This window comes from Granulicella sp. S156 (assembly GCF_009766105.1).
Classification (GTDB): Bacteria; Acidobacteriota; Terriglobia; order Terriglobales; family Acidobacteriaceae; genus Granulicella.
In genome coordinates, this window is the sequence record NZ_LMUH01000013.1 from 20,870 (window position 1) to 35,448 (window position 14,579).

The 14,579-nt window shown below is 56.7% G+C and carries 13 protein-coding genes; 11 read left to right on the forward strand and 2 right to left on the reverse strand.

Features of this window, described 5'->3' with window-relative positions; translation table 11 throughout:
• Position 1: 1 nt before the first annotated feature.
• The 8 genes from GSQ91_RS10105 (at position 2) to tgt (ending at position 10,213) form a co-directional block, all read left to right on the forward strand.
• Positions 2 to 3,379 (forward strand): carboxypeptidase-like regulatory domain-containing protein, encoded by a 3,378-nt coding sequence (locus GSQ91_RS10105; protein ID WP_254064486.1) that lies wholly within the window; start codon positions 2 to 4, stop codon positions 3,377 to 3,379.
• A gap of 194 nt (positions 3,380 to 3,573) precedes the next feature.
• Positions 3,574 to 5,103, forward strand: a complete 1,530-nt coding sequence (locus GSQ91_RS10110) for an outer membrane beta-barrel protein (RefSeq protein ID WP_158821438.1) — start codon at positions 3,574 to 3,576, stop codon at positions 5,101 to 5,103.
• A gap of 102 nt (positions 5,104 to 5,205) precedes the next feature.
• Positions 5,206 to 6,030 carry a hypothetical protein gene (locus tag GSQ91_RS10115; protein ID WP_158821439.1) on the forward strand — a complete coding sequence of 275 codons (825 nt, stop codon included), beginning with the start codon at positions 5,206 to 5,208 and terminating at the stop codon, positions 6,028 to 6,030.
• Positions 6,031 to 6,133: 103 nt separating this feature from the next.
• Complete coding sequence (locus tag GSQ91_RS10120; protein WP_158821440.1) at positions 6,134 to 6,967, forward strand: hypothetical protein; 834 nt, start codon at positions 6,134 to 6,136, stop codon at positions 6,965 to 6,967.
• A gap of 381 nt (positions 6,968 to 7,348) precedes the next feature.
• Positions 7,349 to 7,873, forward strand: a complete 525-nt coding sequence (locus GSQ91_RS10125) for an RNA polymerase sigma factor (RefSeq protein WP_158821441.1) — start codon at positions 7,349 to 7,351, stop codon at positions 7,871 to 7,873.
• Positions 7,874 to 7,904: 31 nt separating this feature from the next.
• Entirely contained in the window at positions 7,905 to 8,261 is a 357-nt protein-coding gene (locus GSQ91_RS10130) for a hypothetical protein (RefSeq protein WP_158821442.1), read from the forward strand.
• Between the two features lie 45 nt (positions 8,262 to 8,306).
• Complete coding sequence (locus tag GSQ91_RS10135; protein WP_158821443.1) at positions 8,307 to 8,882, forward strand: DUF4252 domain-containing protein; 576 nt, start codon at positions 8,307 to 8,309, stop codon at positions 8,880 to 8,882.
• 194 nt (positions 8,883 to 9,076) lie between these two features.
• A complete protein-coding gene (gene tgt, locus GSQ91_RS10140; protein ID WP_158821444.1) occupies positions 9,077 to 10,213 on the forward strand; it encodes a tRNA guanosine(34) transglycosylase Tgt in 1,137 nt (378 codons plus the stop codon).
• A 242-nt stretch (positions 10,214 to 10,455) separates the two neighbouring features.
• On the opposite strand, the gene GSQ91_RS10145 is transcribed toward tgt, so the two are convergent.
• The gene (locus GSQ91_RS10145) at positions 10,456 to 11,028 is read right to left on the reverse strand and encodes a TetR/AcrR family transcriptional regulator (protein ID WP_158821445.1); all 573 of its coding nucleotides are present in this window, start codon (positions 11,026 to 11,028) and stop codon (positions 10,456 to 10,458) included.
• A 108-nt stretch (positions 11,029 to 11,136) separates the two neighbouring features.
• Here GSQ91_RS10145 and GSQ91_RS10150 point away from each other — a divergent pair, with 108 nt between their 5' ends.
• The 3 genes from GSQ91_RS10150 to GSQ91_RS10160 all read left to right on the forward strand — a co-directional run bounded on the left by GSQ91_RS10150 (position 11,137) and on the right by GSQ91_RS10160 (position 13,126).
• Entirely contained in the window at positions 11,137 to 11,763 is a 627-nt protein-coding gene (locus GSQ91_RS10150; RefSeq protein WP_158821446.1) for an FMN-dependent NADH-azoreductase, read from the forward strand.
• Positions 11,764 to 11,916: 153 nt separating this feature from the next.
• Entirely contained in the window at positions 11,917 to 12,303 is a 387-nt protein-coding gene (locus GSQ91_RS10155) for a hypothetical protein (protein ID WP_158821447.1), read from the forward strand.
• A gap of 115 nt (positions 12,304 to 12,418) precedes the next feature.
• On the forward strand, positions 12,419 to 13,126 hold the full coding sequence (locus GSQ91_RS10160; RefSeq protein WP_158821448.1) for a DUF2007 domain-containing protein: 708 nt from the start codon (positions 12,419 to 12,421) through the stop codon (positions 13,124 to 13,126).
• On the opposite strand, the gene GSQ91_RS10165 is transcribed toward GSQ91_RS10160, so the two are convergent.
• Positions 13,110 to 14,525, reverse strand: coding sequence for an MATE family efflux transporter (locus GSQ91_RS10165; RefSeq protein ID WP_158821449.1), 1,416 nt, complete (start codon positions 14,523 to 14,525; stop codon positions 13,110 to 13,112). The two genes, GSQ91_RS10160 and GSQ91_RS10165, sit on opposite strands and share 17 nt — an antisense overlap.
• Positions 14,526 to 14,579 lie beyond the last annotated feature (54 nt).

The window sequence follows — 14,579 nt, forward strand, 5'->3', positions numbered from 1 at the left end:
AATGCTCTTTATAGCTTCTTCTCGCCTGGCGGGGCAGTCTACATTTGGAAGCATTCGTGGGACCGCCCAGGATAACTCAGGTGCTGAGATCCCAGGCACGCAGCTTACATTGCACAGCGTGGATAAAAATACAGATCGCGTGATTAATACAGATTCGACGGGAAGCTACACGCTCGAGAATGTATTAGCTGGTCGATATAGCATCCGCGCACACCATGAAGGATTCGCAGATACAGTGGTTGACGGTATTACCGTAGCAGCGCGGCAGGATCTTCGGGTTACGCTTACGATGCCTGTCGCCACGCAGGTAACTTCGGTGGTGGTAACAACCTCCGCTAACCAGATCAACACGGAAAACGGAGTCATCGGAGACTCCAAGGGCACAGCCGAGATCGGCCAACTGCCGCTCAACTTCCGTGCTTCCACTACCAGTCCGCTGGCATCGCTGGAGACCTCTCCGAATGTGCAGCAGGACAGCCAGGGAAACGTAGCTATTGGCGGCGCAACCGCTAACCAGATCGGCTTTTCGGTCGACGGTATCTCGACGACGAATATCTTCAACAGCGCCGCGGGAACGAATCCTTATCCCTCTCCTGAAGGGATTGGTGAGCTAAAAGTTACGGCCTTCAATAACAATGCCGAGTTCTCCCAGGTAGGTGACGTAACGTTCACCAGCAAGGGCGGAACGAACAACTTTCATGGCAGCCTCTTCGAGTACCTTCAGAACGATGCACTCGATGCTCGAGTGCTCAACTTCCCCCAGAAGGCCCCGAAGCATTTCAATACCTTTGGCGGCAGCATCGGTGGTCCGGTAATCATTCCTCATCTTTATGACGGCCACGACAAAACGTTTTTCTTCTTTGACTATGAAGGTAACCGGAGACGGACTTCGCAGGCGGAACAGTACACGGTGCCTGATCAGCTAGAAAGGTCGGGAAACCTGACCGAACTTACTAGTTCGGTTACGAATCCCTTTACAGGTCATCCCTATCCGAACGATACGGTCCCAGTCAGTCCTTTCGCTGCGGCGTTATTAAGTAAATATTATCCGTTACCCAATGCTTCTCTTCCTGGTGGAATCAACTATCAGACACTTGTCCCCATCCCATCGAATACGGATGGTTTTGACGCCCGTGTCGATCAGGTACTTACATCGAAACAGCAGGTATACGCTCGGTTCAATCGTAAGAACCTTTTGGTAAATGTAGTAAATCCTCTTCTGCCAAACGACGTAGATACTGAGCATGATCGTAGTTTTCTTATCTCTCACAACTATGTCATCAGTACCCGGTTATTGAACGAGTTTCGCTACGGCTTCACGGATACGATACTGTCTCCGGACTTCCCGATAGAAGGAGCTGCCGCCCTGCAAGGGTTAGACCTTCAGGTAAATGGAAACCAGGGGGTAAACGTTTTGAACCACCCGACAGATCAGGGCTTCCCCACGATCGTATTCTCCGACGGAACGAACTTCACTTCGATCGGCAGAGACCATGTCGGTCCCACGCTATCTACAACGAAACAGATTGCGGACAATATCACTTATACCCGGGGTAGGCATACGATTCGTGGCGGCGTGGACATTCGTTGGGTACGCTTCGCTGTGCCGGAGATCGAAACACCCTCTGACGACTATGGCCTATTTACCTTCAATCAAAGTACATTTACTGGAAACGCCTTTGGTGACCTATTGCTTGGCGCCCCCAATACGACTTACTTTGCCGTAACCGGACCGCGCGATGATGCCGGTGGCGCTCAGACCGGTATCTATGGTCAGGACCAATGGCAGGTAAGCGATCGTCTGACGATCAATTTCGGCCTGCGTTGGGAGTTGCTTCCTCCCTTTGTCGACAAGAACGGAATTCAGGCTAACTTCGATCCGAACTACACCGGTCAGGGAGCGAACGGCCAGGGTGCCGTCATCGTCAACAATATATTGCTGAACGGACTTGGACCGGCTCCAGCCTTCCTGGCTTCGTTCAATGCGTGCGGTCTAAGTGGTATTAATCCGAACTACAACGCGGCTACCTGTACGCCCGTAGTGACGAACCAGCAGGATGGCCTGGCAACGGGCCTTCGGCAAACCTATCTCCGTAACTTCGACCCGCGTGTCAGTATTGCCTTCCGTCCCTTTAGAGACAATAAGACGGTGATTCGCGCCGGCTTTGGCATCTTTACCGTAACTGCTTTGGGGCAGCTGCAGAACAACAATGAAAGTAACCCGCAGGCAGCCGTCAACACCTGGCAGAACAATAATGGAGGGGTGCCACTCTTCACCTTCCCGCACGTTACACCGGTGAATGCGGGATTGCAGTTTGGTGGAGGAGAGCTTGAACAGGCTACCGACCCTCACTATCGCGACTCCCAATCAGAGCAGTGGAACATCACGATCGAGCGGGAGCTTACCTCCAATACATCGTTGCGTGTGAGCTATGTCGGCATGAACTCCTACCGGCTCCCTGTCACGATCAACCTGAATCAAACGCCGCCCAGCACACAGCCTTATAACTTTGCGAATGCGCCTTTTCAGAACTGGGGCGTGATCTTCTCTACCAACAACCTGGGTAATCAGGACTATCAGGCGCTGGAGTTAGAGGCCAGCCATAGAATGTCGCGTGGCCTTTCTTATCAGGCGAACTATACCTGGGCCCATAACCTCAGCGACGGACAGGGCGACGCACCTACCACATTTCAAGGTGAGACCCGCTACGGGCTTGCTGACCTGAATCGCTTCGACATCAGCGCGAACAAAGGCAACGTCGTTGGAACGCGCCGCCAGCGTCTGTTGGTATCGGGAACGTATGAGTTGCCGTTTGGAAAGGGGCGGCAGTGGTTAGCTTCGTCTCCTATCCTTGGTGGCATTCTTGGAGGCTGGAACCTGAATACGATTACGCTGTTGGAGACAGGTCCTTACCTGACCCCGACGGACAGCATCAATGATGACCAGACCAACACTGACCCAGCCGGAGATGGTTCCATCGTCCGCCCTGACCGTGTAGGCAATCCTCGTCAAATGGGTGCCATCGTATCGAATCCCGGCTGCGTGCAGCCCACGGGCAACGGTATAACCCTACTCAACGTTTGCGCGTTTGCGCCTACCCCGAAGGATGCAGGGCGAGTCGGCAATGCAAGCGTAGGGAGCCTCGAAGGGCCTGGCACTATCGCAGTCAGTGCAGGTCTGGCCAAGGTCTTCGCGATTCGGGATAACGTGCATCTGCGTTTCGAGTCGACGTTCACCAATATCCTGAACCATACCAACTATGCGCCGCCAGTGACGAACATCAGCAATCCAACTTCGTTTGGCGTACTTACTGCGGGACAGACGGCGGAAAACGCAGGCAACCGTACAGGGCAAATTGCTCTTAGGGTGGAGTTCTAAGGAGCATTTGCAGGCAATATCGTTGCTATCGGGTCTGGCCGGAACCCACAGATTTGATTCCGGTTAGACCCGATATCAATCCAACCTATAGAAATCATCGTTAATTCTTTATCGGTTCCTTATGGATACTTAACTATTCTCACCAATGGCGCATCTGTACCTGATTTTTGGGATGCAGTCGCCATTGGAGAAGTATGAAATACCCATGTAATACGGGCCTTTTATTTTGTAAGACTGTTCCCGTAATCGCTCTTCTGATCTTTACTCTTGTCCCCCGCGCACAAGCCCAGCAACTCATCCCCACAAACGATCTTCGGATTAGTTCAGTCTCTTCGGCGGCCACCACGAACATGTTATCGGAGGTTCTGCTGAAGACAGCAGCAGACGATGCTGCGCAAAACCAGGCAGCGCTGCAAAGCGGTAACTTCTTTCAGCGGCTCGGACACTTCTACGTCGACGACTGGACAGGCAAGCTGCCTTCCGGCCCTGCTCCCGTTCGCCGCGCACTCGATGCCCCGCTCGACTCGGCACCCTTTCCGAATACCGACTGGGGCTATGGCGGCTCGCCCGACATCGGCGCTCCCGATGGCAACGTCTATCCTCTGATGACTGCTCTCAAGCTGCAGAACAGCCGCACAAAGATCTACGGATGGATCGCACCCAGCTTCAACGTCAGCACCTCGGACAAGAACAATTTTCCTGTCTCCTATGACATCTTTCCTAACCGCATCGAGTTGAACCAGGCGGTGGTCTACATTGAGCGTCTGCCGGACACCGTGCAGACGAAGCATTTTGACTTCGGCTATCACCTCACTGCGTTCTACGGTATCGACTACCGCTTCACCACGGCGAAAGACTATCTCAGTCAGCAACTGTTGCAGAAGAATCATGTCTATGGCTTCGATCCTGTGCTGGAGTATGCAGACCTGTACTTCCCAGTGAAGGATGGACTGGATATCCGCATTGGACGCTTTCTTTCTGTACCCGGCATCGAAGCGCAGCTCGCGCCGAACAACTACAACATGACGCACTCGCTGCTCTACACAATCGATCCCTTTACCGATACCGGCATCATCGGCACATTGAAACTCAATAAGCAGTGGATTGTGCAGTTGGGACTCTCCGCAGGGCATGACGTTGCACCGTGGTCGGACGATCGCAAGCCTTCCGTGATCTCGTGTCTTGACTACTCGACGAAGAGCAATCACGATAACTTCTATGCCTGCGCCAACGGCATCAACGACGGCAAGTATGCATACAACAACCTGCAGGACTATGACGGCACCTGGTATCACAAGTTCAACGCCAAGTGGCACATGGCGACCGAGGCTTGGTACATGTACGAGCGCGACGTCCCCAACGTGGCCGGCAATGTAGCCAACCCTGTGACTCCGGAACTTGGAGCAAACGGTGCCTTCTGCGCGCCTGGCGAGCTTACCTGCACGGCGCCCGAGTATGCGGTGGTGAATTACATTAACCGCGAGGTGAACTCGAAGCTGATGTTCGGCTTCCGCTCAGACATGCTCAACGACAAGAAGGGCCAGCGTACCGGCATCGCCGGCAAGTACACCGAAAACACGTTGTATGCGACTAAGTATATCGGCAGCACGATCATGTTGCGGCCGGAGATTCGTTTCGATCATTCGTGGGATCGGAAGGGCTACAACAACGGCACAGCGCGCAATCAGTTCTTTGCTGGAATGGACGTGATCTACAAGTTCTAGCCAGGTTTTGTGGTCTTCGGGAGTACTCTTCTCGGCTTGCAGATGTCGCGACAGCGACATTCTGCATCCGAAGAGAGGTACGCCCGGAGAACGCGAAGCTTAATGACGGCCACTGGACACAGGTTACCCTGCACCGCTCTTCTCCTCTGCGCCTGTTTTGGACATGCGGTTACGATTCATGCGCAGGTACAGAACTTCCATAATCCGCAGGACCTTGTCCTCTCGATGCTGAACCACGAGCGCGAATCGCATCGCGATCGCTACGAATACCTTTTGAACGAGCGCTCCGAACGCACCGGTGGTCATCTTTGGACCGAGCGCGTCGTAGAGACCTCTGTCGGCCACGTGCGCTTGCTCCTGGCCGAAGACGGCAAGCCACTCTCCGCCGCTCGTGAGCAGCAGGAGCATGCGCGCCTGGCTGACATCGCCGCTCACCCCGACGAGTTCGCGCGCAGTGAGCAGGCGCAGAAGAACGACGAAGAGCACACACGGCAGATGCTCGATGTTCTTCCCCGTGGCTTTCTGCTGGAGAACGTGAAACTCCAGGAGGGCGTCTGGCACATCGACTTTCGGCCTAATCCCGACTACTCGCCGAGCGGTATCGAGGAGCATGTGCTGCACGGAATGACCGGGTGGCTCGCCATCGACGCCAGCGATCTGCGCCTGGTGCATATCGAAGGTCACCTTCCGGAGAACGTTGCTATAGGCTTCGGCTTGCTTGCCAACATTCGCTCCGGTAGCTACTTTTCTACGGATCGTCAGCTCATCGAAGGTCACTGGCGCACCGTGCATATCCTCACCGACATCCGTGGCAAAGCAGCGCTATTCAAGACCGTCAGCCGCAATAGCGACCTCACCCGCTCGGAGTTCCACTACCTGGATCCCAATATCACCGCCGTGCAAGCGGTCGCTCTCCTCGAGCACTGAGCCAGGGAAGCTTCAACAAAGAATCAAAATTTGTTCCTGTCGGCATCACTTCTCACGCGGTTGAAACATCCTACTTAGGTGGGAGCGCTACACTGCGGTCAACATGATGACCATTCGGCGCATGTTGGATATGACTACGATCGCGGCTCCACTGCTTTTTGTGGGGTTGGGCATCCCACTTGTCGCGCAGTCCTCTGAACCCCAAACGCCGTTGCAGCTTGTGAAGGCGATGATTGCCAACGAGCGCGAAGCGTCGAACGACCATGAGCGCTACGAGTACCTCTCCAACGAGCGTTCGGACCGCACTTGTGGACATCTATGGACGGAGCGTGTGGTGGAAACCTACGCCGGCCGTGTCCGTCTTCTACTCTCGGAGGACGGCAAACCGCTCTCCGCGGAACGTACCCAGCAGGAGCATGCGCGGCTGGCTCATATCGAGGACCATCCTGAAGAGTTCATTCACCACGAGCAGGGTGTCCGCAACGAAGAGAAGCGTGCGCGGGAGATGCTCGATGCCTTGCCCCAGGACTTTACCTTCGACAATGTGCGCCTGAAGGAGGGCGTCTGGTACATGGACTTCCATCCCAACCCTCAGTATTCGCCCAGCGGGCTAGAGGAGCGAATTCTACACGGTATGACCGGCCGGATCGCCATCGACGCGCATGCTATGAGATTGATTCATCTCGAGTTCCACCTGACGCAGGAGGTCAATATCGGCTTCGGTCTGCTGGCGAGCGTGCATACCGGGACCACCTTTATCAGCGACCGTGAACTCGTCGATGGGCGTTGGCACACTTTGCACGTCGCTACCCAGGTACACGGCAAAGCCGTGCTCTTCAAGAGGATCGACTATAACCTCGACCTCAAGCGGGGGGACTTCCAGGTCCTCGACCAGAACATCACGGTGCCGCAAGCGGCAGCGCTGCTTCTGCACTGAGTCTTCGGAAGTAGAGCATTTTCACCGATAGTGTGATGTTCGGGAGAACCACCTCAGAAGTGTCATCTCGACCGTAGCATGATGGTTTTATCGTCATGCGCAGTGGAGAGACCTGCAGTTTGTTTGTGCAGGCGATAGTGCCGATACCAGCAACCTGCAGGTCTTGACGCAAAGCGTGCCACAAAAATTTGCACCGCGCTCTGCAACCTGCAGGTCTCTCCGCTGCTGCGGCAAAAAGCGCCGCCTTCGGTCGAGATGACAAATCTGAAGTGATTTAGGGTCACATTTGAGCATTTTGTGGGCACTTTCGAAAAATCCTCCCTCCCCCAAACATTTTGCATTCCGAAGGCCCTTCTTTTGCGTATAGATAGATGAACGCGCATGAGCATGCAAGCGACGGAGTTTCGAACGCTGGTCGAGGCACACCAGAAGATGGTGTTCTCCATTGCTCTGCGCGTAACGGGAGAGTACGGTGCGGCCGAGGAGGTCGCGCAGGATGTCTTTCTGGAGCTGTATCGCGGGTCCGAGCGGCTGACGAGCGAAGACCATGTGCGCTTCTGGCTGCGGCGAGTGACCGTGCATCGCGCCACGGATGCGTTACGGCGAAAATCGCGCCAGCCGGAGGCTGTCGCGGAAGAATGGATGGAAGATCAGCACGTCGAGGATGACGGCGCCCGGATGGATCCCGGTGTTGTGGCCCGTTTGGAGGAGTTGTTGCAGGCGCTGCCGGAGCCGATGCGCGTCGCCGTGGTGCTGCGATATCAGGAAGAGATGTTGCCGGACGAGATTGCGAAGCTGCTGAGCCAGCCGGTGGCGACGGTGAAGAGCAACCTGCAGCGCGGTCTGCAGTTGATGCGTCGCAAGGCAGCGGTGACGATGAAGGAGTATGTACGTGGACAGGCCTGAAGAAAGAACGAGCGAACTCGGGGAGTCGAAGATGGACGAGTTTGAAGAGCAGTTAGTGCGCCAGTTGCGAAGGGTCGACGCTCCGGAGGGCTTTGCCCTCCGTGTACTGGATCGTGTGTCAGAGGGTGCGGCGCGAAAGACGCCCCTGCTCGCCAGGGTATTGACGATGCCCGCGTGGAGTTTCAAGCCGCGTGTCTGGGTGGGAGGAGCGATTGCTGCTGCCCTGGTATTGGGATGCTTTGCCGCCGAACAGGTCCGCGTCAGGCAGCAGCAGGAGAGGGCGGAGCTGGCGCAGCAGCAGTTTGATACGGCGATGCGCGTGACCGATCACGCCCTCGACCAGACGCGAGCGCATCTGGAGCGCGCAGGGTTCAAGTTAGGCGATTGAGAGAGAAAATTAGGCGAGAACGATGCCGAGATGAGGTAAAGAACGATGACAAAGAAGCTTTGGTTGAGTTTGACGATGGCGGTGGCGATGACGGCGGTTCTGCCGGCCCACGCGCAAAGGGTGCTTCCGGTATCCCTGGCGGAGCCTGCGGGCGAGCCGCCGCAGGTAAAGGACGGCTTGCTCGAGGGTACGGAGAAGTTCGCGCAGGGCGCCAAAGAGGTGACCGAAGTAAATATGGATAAAAATATGCTCGGTATGGTCCCCAAGGGCGATTCTGGGATGGCGAGCAGAATGGACTTCATCGTGGTGCACTCGTACACCTACGACAAGCCTGGAATGTATCGCATGGAAGACGTCGATGTCTTCCGCAAGAGGTTGACTGACGGAAGCTGGAACTGCTTCGTGCATACTCGCGATAAGGACGGTTCTACGGATATCTGCACGCGGTCGGGGGACCATGGTGATAGCAACGAGATGGTCATCATGACAGCGGAGCCGCTGGAGTTGACGTTTATACACCTGCGCGGGAAGGTGTCGATGAGCGATCTCGGCAAGATGAGCAGCTCGATGAGCATGTCGTCCGATACGTCTAAGTCGAAAGATAAGGACAAGGATAAGTAGTCGCTCCGAGCGCGGCCAAAAACAAGCAAAAGCCTTGACGCAACGGGCGCAACGTTGCGCAAAAGAAGCGCCACGGGAGCCGTCGCGCTCCTTTGCGTTTCTTCGCGCCCGTTGCGTCAAAGCTTTTCAGGGTTTCCGAAGCAGCACTGTCGTCATAAGCAAATAGCTGCGGCACCCTTCTAGAATGAAGGGTGATGTCACTTAAATTTGAAGTTGCAAATACGACGGAGCAAGGCGGCCGGCGCGCCGAGCTCTCGTTGCCGCACGGCGTGGTGCAGACCCCGGTGTTTATGCCCGTAGGCACAGCCGCAACCGTGAAGGCCGTCCCACAGGATGCCCTGGAAACGCTGGGCGGCCGTGGCGCCGAGATCATTCTCGCCAATACCTACCACTTGTATCTGCGTCCGGGGCACGAACTGATTCGTTCCCTTGGCGGAGTGCACAAGTTCATGAGCTGGCGCAGGCCCATGCTTACCGACTCCGGTGGTTTTCAGGTGTTTTCGCTGGCCAAACTACGCAAGATCACCGAAGACGGCGTCGAGTTCCGCTCCCACCTCGATGGCTCCAAACACTTCTTCTCTCCCGAACACTCCATGACGGTGCAGATCGCGCTCGGCGCGGACATCATGATGGTCTTCGATGAGTGCGTCGAGACCCCGGCAAGCTGGGAGCGCACCCGCGACTCGATGGCCCTGACGCATGCCTGGGCCGCACGCTCGAAGGCGCATTGGGAGGCACATCGACACGAAGTCCCGTGGCATGAGGAACGCCATGGCCAGCACCAGGCGCTCTTCGGCATCGTCCAGGGAGGCATGTACGCCGACTTGCGCAGAGAATCCGCCGAGCGGCTCGTCGAGATGGACTTTCCCGGTTATGCGATTGGCGGCCTCGCGGTGGGCGAGCCACGCGAGGTCACGCGCGAGATGATTGCGCTCACGCTCGAGCATCTGCCCAAAGACAAGCCGCGTTATGTGATGGGTGTCGGCTACCCCGACGAGATTGAAGAGTACGCCCGCATGGGTGTCGACATGATGGACTGTGTGCTGCCTACGCGCGCCGGGCGTCACGGCCTGCTCTTCATCCGCGAAGAACCCAACGACCGCACCAGCCCTGTCGTCCGGCTGAACATCAAGAAGCAGGACAACGCCGCAGATCAGCGCCCCATCGACGCAGGCTGCAAATGCAGCGTATGCCAACGCTATACCCGCGCCTATCTGCGGCATCTCTTTGCCAGCGGCGAGCCTTTAGGAGCAACACTAAACTCGATCCACAACCTGGCGTTTTATCTGGAGACAATGGAGCGCGTGCGCGGAGATCTGGCACGTAACTAGCTGTGATTGCTCTTGCTTTTCTGGTTTGTCATTCCGAGCGAAGTGAGGAACCTGCTTTCTCCCGTTCTTTGCTTGTATAGCCCGGGAGGCCCGTAGGCAAGAACTGGAAGAAGGTGGCTCGTGCTGGCGCATGCCATTTGTGATGGCACCAGCAAAACGGGAGAAAGCAGGTTCCTCGGCTATGCCTCGGAATGACAAGCCAGAAAGACAAAAGTAAGAACAGAGCTAATTATTTTATTCGTCTACACCGCAAGAATCGGCCCCACGAGCCTGACTATGGTCGCTGCGATCTCCTCGGAAGGAACTCGATCCGGAGTCAGCATCCACTCCTTCGCGGCTCCAAAGATGGCCCAGCTTACGGTGGAGGCGATGAGCTCCGGCGAGTCGCCGGAGGTGGGCGGATGCTGCTTGACTCCCTCAAGAATCATCTTCCGCACGACAGCGATCACGGCAGACTCCAGATGCGGCTCCATCTGCCGTTGGCGCTCGCACTCCGAGCGCGGCAGCTGGGCCAGATAATCGCAGACTCCTAAGGCAAAGTGGTACAGCGCCGATGCGCATGTCCCGTTGAAGGTGACGCCGCGGTCTGCCAGTAACTGATGAAATCTAGCCCCAACCATGCACTCGAAGAGGGCAAACTTATCGGGATAGTGCGCGTAGAAGGTCGCCCGGTTGACGGTCGCCTCGTCGGTGATGTCCTGCACCGAGATCTTTTCGAACTCTGTGGACTCCAGCAACTTCCCCAGCGCCCGCTGTAGCAGTTCGCGGGTGCGTTTGACCCGGGGATCGACGAATTCTATACAGGCATCAGGCATGGCTACTTCTATTAGATTACATTTTGTTGCAAAAGCAACAAATGTTGTGTTTCTATAAGTCAACAGGTGTCGTTTAGGCATCTACTGTTGTAAAGGAGATCTACCCGAATGCCCACACTACTCCATCTCGACTCCAGCCCCCTTGGCGAAGCTTCCGTATCCCGCCACCTTACCAGCGAGTTCGTCAAGAACTGGAAGAAGACAAACCCCAACGGCAAAGTCATCACGCGCGATCTCACGACCAGTGGCCTGATCTCCATCAACGCTGCGTGGATCGGTGCGGCCTTCACTCCCAAGGAATCGCGGACCCCGGAGCAGAACGAAGTGCTCGCGCTTTCTTCTACTCTGCTGGCTGAGCTTAAAGAGGCTGACGAGTACGTCTTCGGCGTTCCGATGCACAACTTCGGCATCCCCAGTGTTCTCAAGCTATGGATTGACCAGATTGCCCGCGCTGGTGAGACCTTCGCCTATGTCGATGGTGCTCCAAAGGGTCAGCTGACGGGCAAGAAGGCCCACTTCCTTCTTGCGACCGGCGGCGTCTATGGGGCAGGCACAGCGATGGCGTCGTATAACTTTGTAGAGCCCTATTTGCGTACCGTCTTCGGCTTCCTCGGTGTCGTTGATACAAGCTTCCAGACCGCCGGTGGCGCTGCGGCGCTCAGGCAGGGGGCCGACCGCGAGGCGTTCCTGCTGCCGCACCTGGAAGAGATTCGGGCCAAGTTCGCAGTGAACTAGAGCAGAATTCCTATAGATATACCCAAAGGCAATGATTTGGACGGCGCTTTTCCCAAGAAAAGCGCCACTCCTAAGCTCTTTCCGGGGGGATAGTAATAGGAATGCTGCTCTAACGTCGCTTCTGCGACGGATTTCATTCGGAAAGGACTCGCCATGAAAATCGTCTATTTAGTCGTACGTCTTCTGCTGGCCCTGGTCTTCGTGATCTTTGGGCTCAACGGATTTCTGCACTTTATCCCGCAACCTCCCCCGTCCGGACTCGCCGGGCAGTTCCTGGGAGCGCTGTTTGTCTCGCACTATTTGGTGGTTGTCTTTGTGCTGCAACTGCTCTCCGGATTGCTGCTGCTGATCAATCGCTATGTCCCGTTGGCCCTCACTCTGTTGGGGCCGGTCATCTTCAACATCCTCTTATTCCACTCGTTCATGGCTCCTGCCGGTCTGCCGATGGCTTTCATCGTGACCGTGCTCTGGCTAGTGACGGCGTGGGGCGTGCGTTCGGCGTTCGCGGGGATCTTCCATCAGAACGTGGAACCGCAGTAATCCAGGAGCATCTCAGTAAAGCTTCGAACGGCCCACCCTTTCGGGTTTCGCGAAAGGGTGGGCCGTTTTTTGCAGACTGCTCATCAGGTGGCTTTAGTGATACGCTCTTGCTCTAATGAGCACCGATAGAGAATGGAAACGGCTCTGCGAACTTTATGCGGAGAAGAGCGATGAGGATCTGCTGGATCTGCACGAGAACCGCAGCGAATTAACCGATGCAGCGCAGCAGGCGCTTGCGCAGGTCCTGAAAGACCGCAGGCTGTCCCCACAGCCTTTGCCAGTCGAGTCGAATGCCGCTGCAAATGCGCCGGATATATCGCCGGATGAAGAGGGTGAACTTCTGGACGCAGATGAGGTCTGCGTTTACACCTTCGACGATGCGTTTCAAGTGAGCCAGGCCTTACAACATCTCCAGAACGCCGGCATCGAGCATCGTGTCGTCGACTGGAACGAGTTCACTCAGAAGAGCCCGCTCTACAGGTCCAGCGTGCGGCTGGGGATTATCGTCTATCGAGATCAGGAACAAACTGCAAGAGCCATCCTGCAAGATGCAATGGGCTTATTTCCTGCGCCCGAGGGGAGTGATCCCTTCGCCGAGCTTGCAGGCCTGATGCAGGTAGGCATCTTTGAACGGGCCGACGCTCTGGTCGTGGCACAGGTGCTGGGCGAGGCCGGTCTCTCCTTCGTCTGGAACGATGATCGCGACGATCCCCGTGCGACCGGAGAGGATGTTTCGATTGAAGTCCGCGGAGCGAGATTGGAAGACGCGCAAAAGCTAGTGGAGGAACGTCTTTCCGCGGGGCCTCTCACAAAGCACTCGTAAGTTCCATAGAGATCGTCCGAGCCAGCGACTTCGTCGTCCTCCACCAGACCACCAGCAGCACGAGCGCCGCCGCGGTCAGCGCGATCAATAGTCCCCCCCATAATCCGACGGCGCCGAGATGCGCGCGAAACGCCAGCAGTGCTCCAAGCGGCATGCCGATCAACCAGTAGCAGACGATCTGCGTATACAGCGAAGCGGTAGTGTTGCCCGCGCCGCGCAACGCGCCGGAGGCGGTGATCTGGATGCCGTCGAAGAACTGAAACCCAGCGGCTATTGCCAGCAGCGGCACAGCTGCGGCGATGACGCCAGCATCTGGCGTAAAGATACGCGCGACCTGTGCCGGAATCGTAAGAAACATAACCGAAGCGGCGAGCATGAACCCCGCTCCCGCTGCAATACCGCTCCATCCGGCTGCTGCCGCCTGCGCGTACGTGGCAGCACCGGTGCGGATACGTCCAATCGCATGGCCCACGCGCACAGCAGTGGCCGACGAGATAGCGAGCGGCACCATAAACGTCGTGCTGGCGCACTGCAGCGCGACCTCGTGTCCCGCCAGCGACAGCGGCCCCAGTGTCGCGATGAGCGACGTAACCAGCGCAAAGATTGCGATCTCGATAAACAGCGATGCTCCCGCCGGAGCACCCAAAAAAAACAGTTTGCGTAGATGCTGGAGTTCGATGCGCCGCGAAACAGTGCGCAGGCCATAACCGTTCCTGCTGTCGGCCCATAAAACGGCGAAGAGCAGCACCGCCATAAGATACAGCCGTGCAAAGCTGGTCGACCACGCCGAACCGGTAACCCCGAAGGCCGGAATCGCGAGCGCATGCGCGCCGATCTGCCAGCGATGTCCGAACATCAGCAACCAGTCTCCGGCAACGTTCACTAAGTTGGCGGAGATCAGCGCGAAGGCGATCGGGCGGCCGTGGTGCGCGGCCTGCAGATAACGCCGCAGCGTGAAGTAGAGCAACAGCGGCAGCGTGCCGTAGTTCAGTCCCCACATTGCCGGAACCGCTTGCGCCAGCACCCTGCGATCGACCGGCATATGCATCAGCAGCGCCGGGCCTGCGGCGAACAACCCCATCAGCACCGCGCTGAGCAGAACAGCCATAACGAGGCCGTGCAGCAGCCAGCGATTGGCCTGTTGCAGTTGCTTCGCGCCGAACGCCTGGGAGATCAGTGTGTCCAGCCCCAGCAGAATGCCGCCCACCCCAAACACCAGCGTATTGAAGAGCACCTGCGCGAGCGCGCCGGCAGACATCGCGATCGCCGAATGCGGCAACCGTCCCACCATGATCGTATCGACCAACGACATCGCAACCCAGCCTAACTCGCCGAGAATAAGAGGCAGAGCAAGCTTCAGGAGCGGAGGCAGTTCATGTCGAATATCGGTGGAGCGCATGAGCTAGGGTATCGCAGTGTAACGAGTCTTCGCGTCTGTGTTGCTGCAAGGTTA

What these genes read in the sequence shown, in the direction of transcription:
- GSQ91_RS10150 (WP_158821446.1), top strand. Translation starts at nt 11,137, where the DNA reads ATGCCCACACTACTCCATCTCGACTCCAGCCCCCTTGGCGAAGCTTCC.
- GSQ91_RS10105 (WP_254064486.1), top strand. Translation starts at nt 2, where the DNA reads ATGCTCTTTATAGCTTCTTCTCGCCTGGCGGGGCAGTCTACATTTGGA.
- tgt (WP_158821444.1), top strand. Translation starts at nt 9,077, where the DNA reads ATGTCACTTAAATTTGAAGTTGCAAATACGACGGAGCAAGGCGGCCGG.
- GSQ91_RS10165 (WP_158821449.1), bottom strand. Translation starts at nt 14,525, where the DNA reads ATGCGCTCCACCGATATTCGACATGAACTGCCTCCGCTCCTGAAGCTT.
- GSQ91_RS10130 (WP_158821442.1), top strand. Translation starts at nt 7,905, where the DNA reads ATGGACGAGTTTGAAGAGCAGTTAGTGCGCCAGTTGCGAAGGGTCGAC.
- GSQ91_RS10145 (WP_158821445.1), bottom strand. Translation starts at nt 11,028, where the DNA reads ATGCCTGATGCCTGTATAGAATTCGTCGATCCCCGGGTCAAACGCACC.
- GSQ91_RS10110 (WP_158821438.1), top strand. Translation starts at nt 3,574, where the DNA reads ATGAAATACCCATGTAATACGGGCCTTTTATTTTGTAAGACTGTTCCC.
- GSQ91_RS10120 (WP_158821440.1), top strand. Translation starts at nt 6,134, where the DNA reads ATGATGACCATTCGGCGCATGTTGGATATGACTACGATCGCGGCTCCA.
- GSQ91_RS10155 (WP_158821447.1), top strand. Translation starts at nt 11,917, where the DNA reads ATGAAAATCGTCTATTTAGTCGTACGTCTTCTGCTGGCCCTGGTCTTC.
- GSQ91_RS10160 (WP_158821448.1), top strand. Translation starts at nt 12,419, where the DNA reads ATGAGCACCGATAGAGAATGGAAACGGCTCTGCGAACTTTATGCGGAG.
- GSQ91_RS10125 (WP_158821441.1), top strand. Translation starts at nt 7,349, where the DNA reads ATGAGCATGCAAGCGACGGAGTTTCGAACGCTGGTCGAGGCACACCAG.
- GSQ91_RS10135 (WP_158821443.1), top strand. Translation starts at nt 8,307, where the DNA reads ATGACAAAGAAGCTTTGGTTGAGTTTGACGATGGCGGTGGCGATGACG.
- GSQ91_RS10115 (WP_158821439.1), top strand. Translation starts at nt 5,206, where the DNA reads ATGACGGCCACTGGACACAGGTTACCCTGCACCGCTCTTCTCCTCTGC.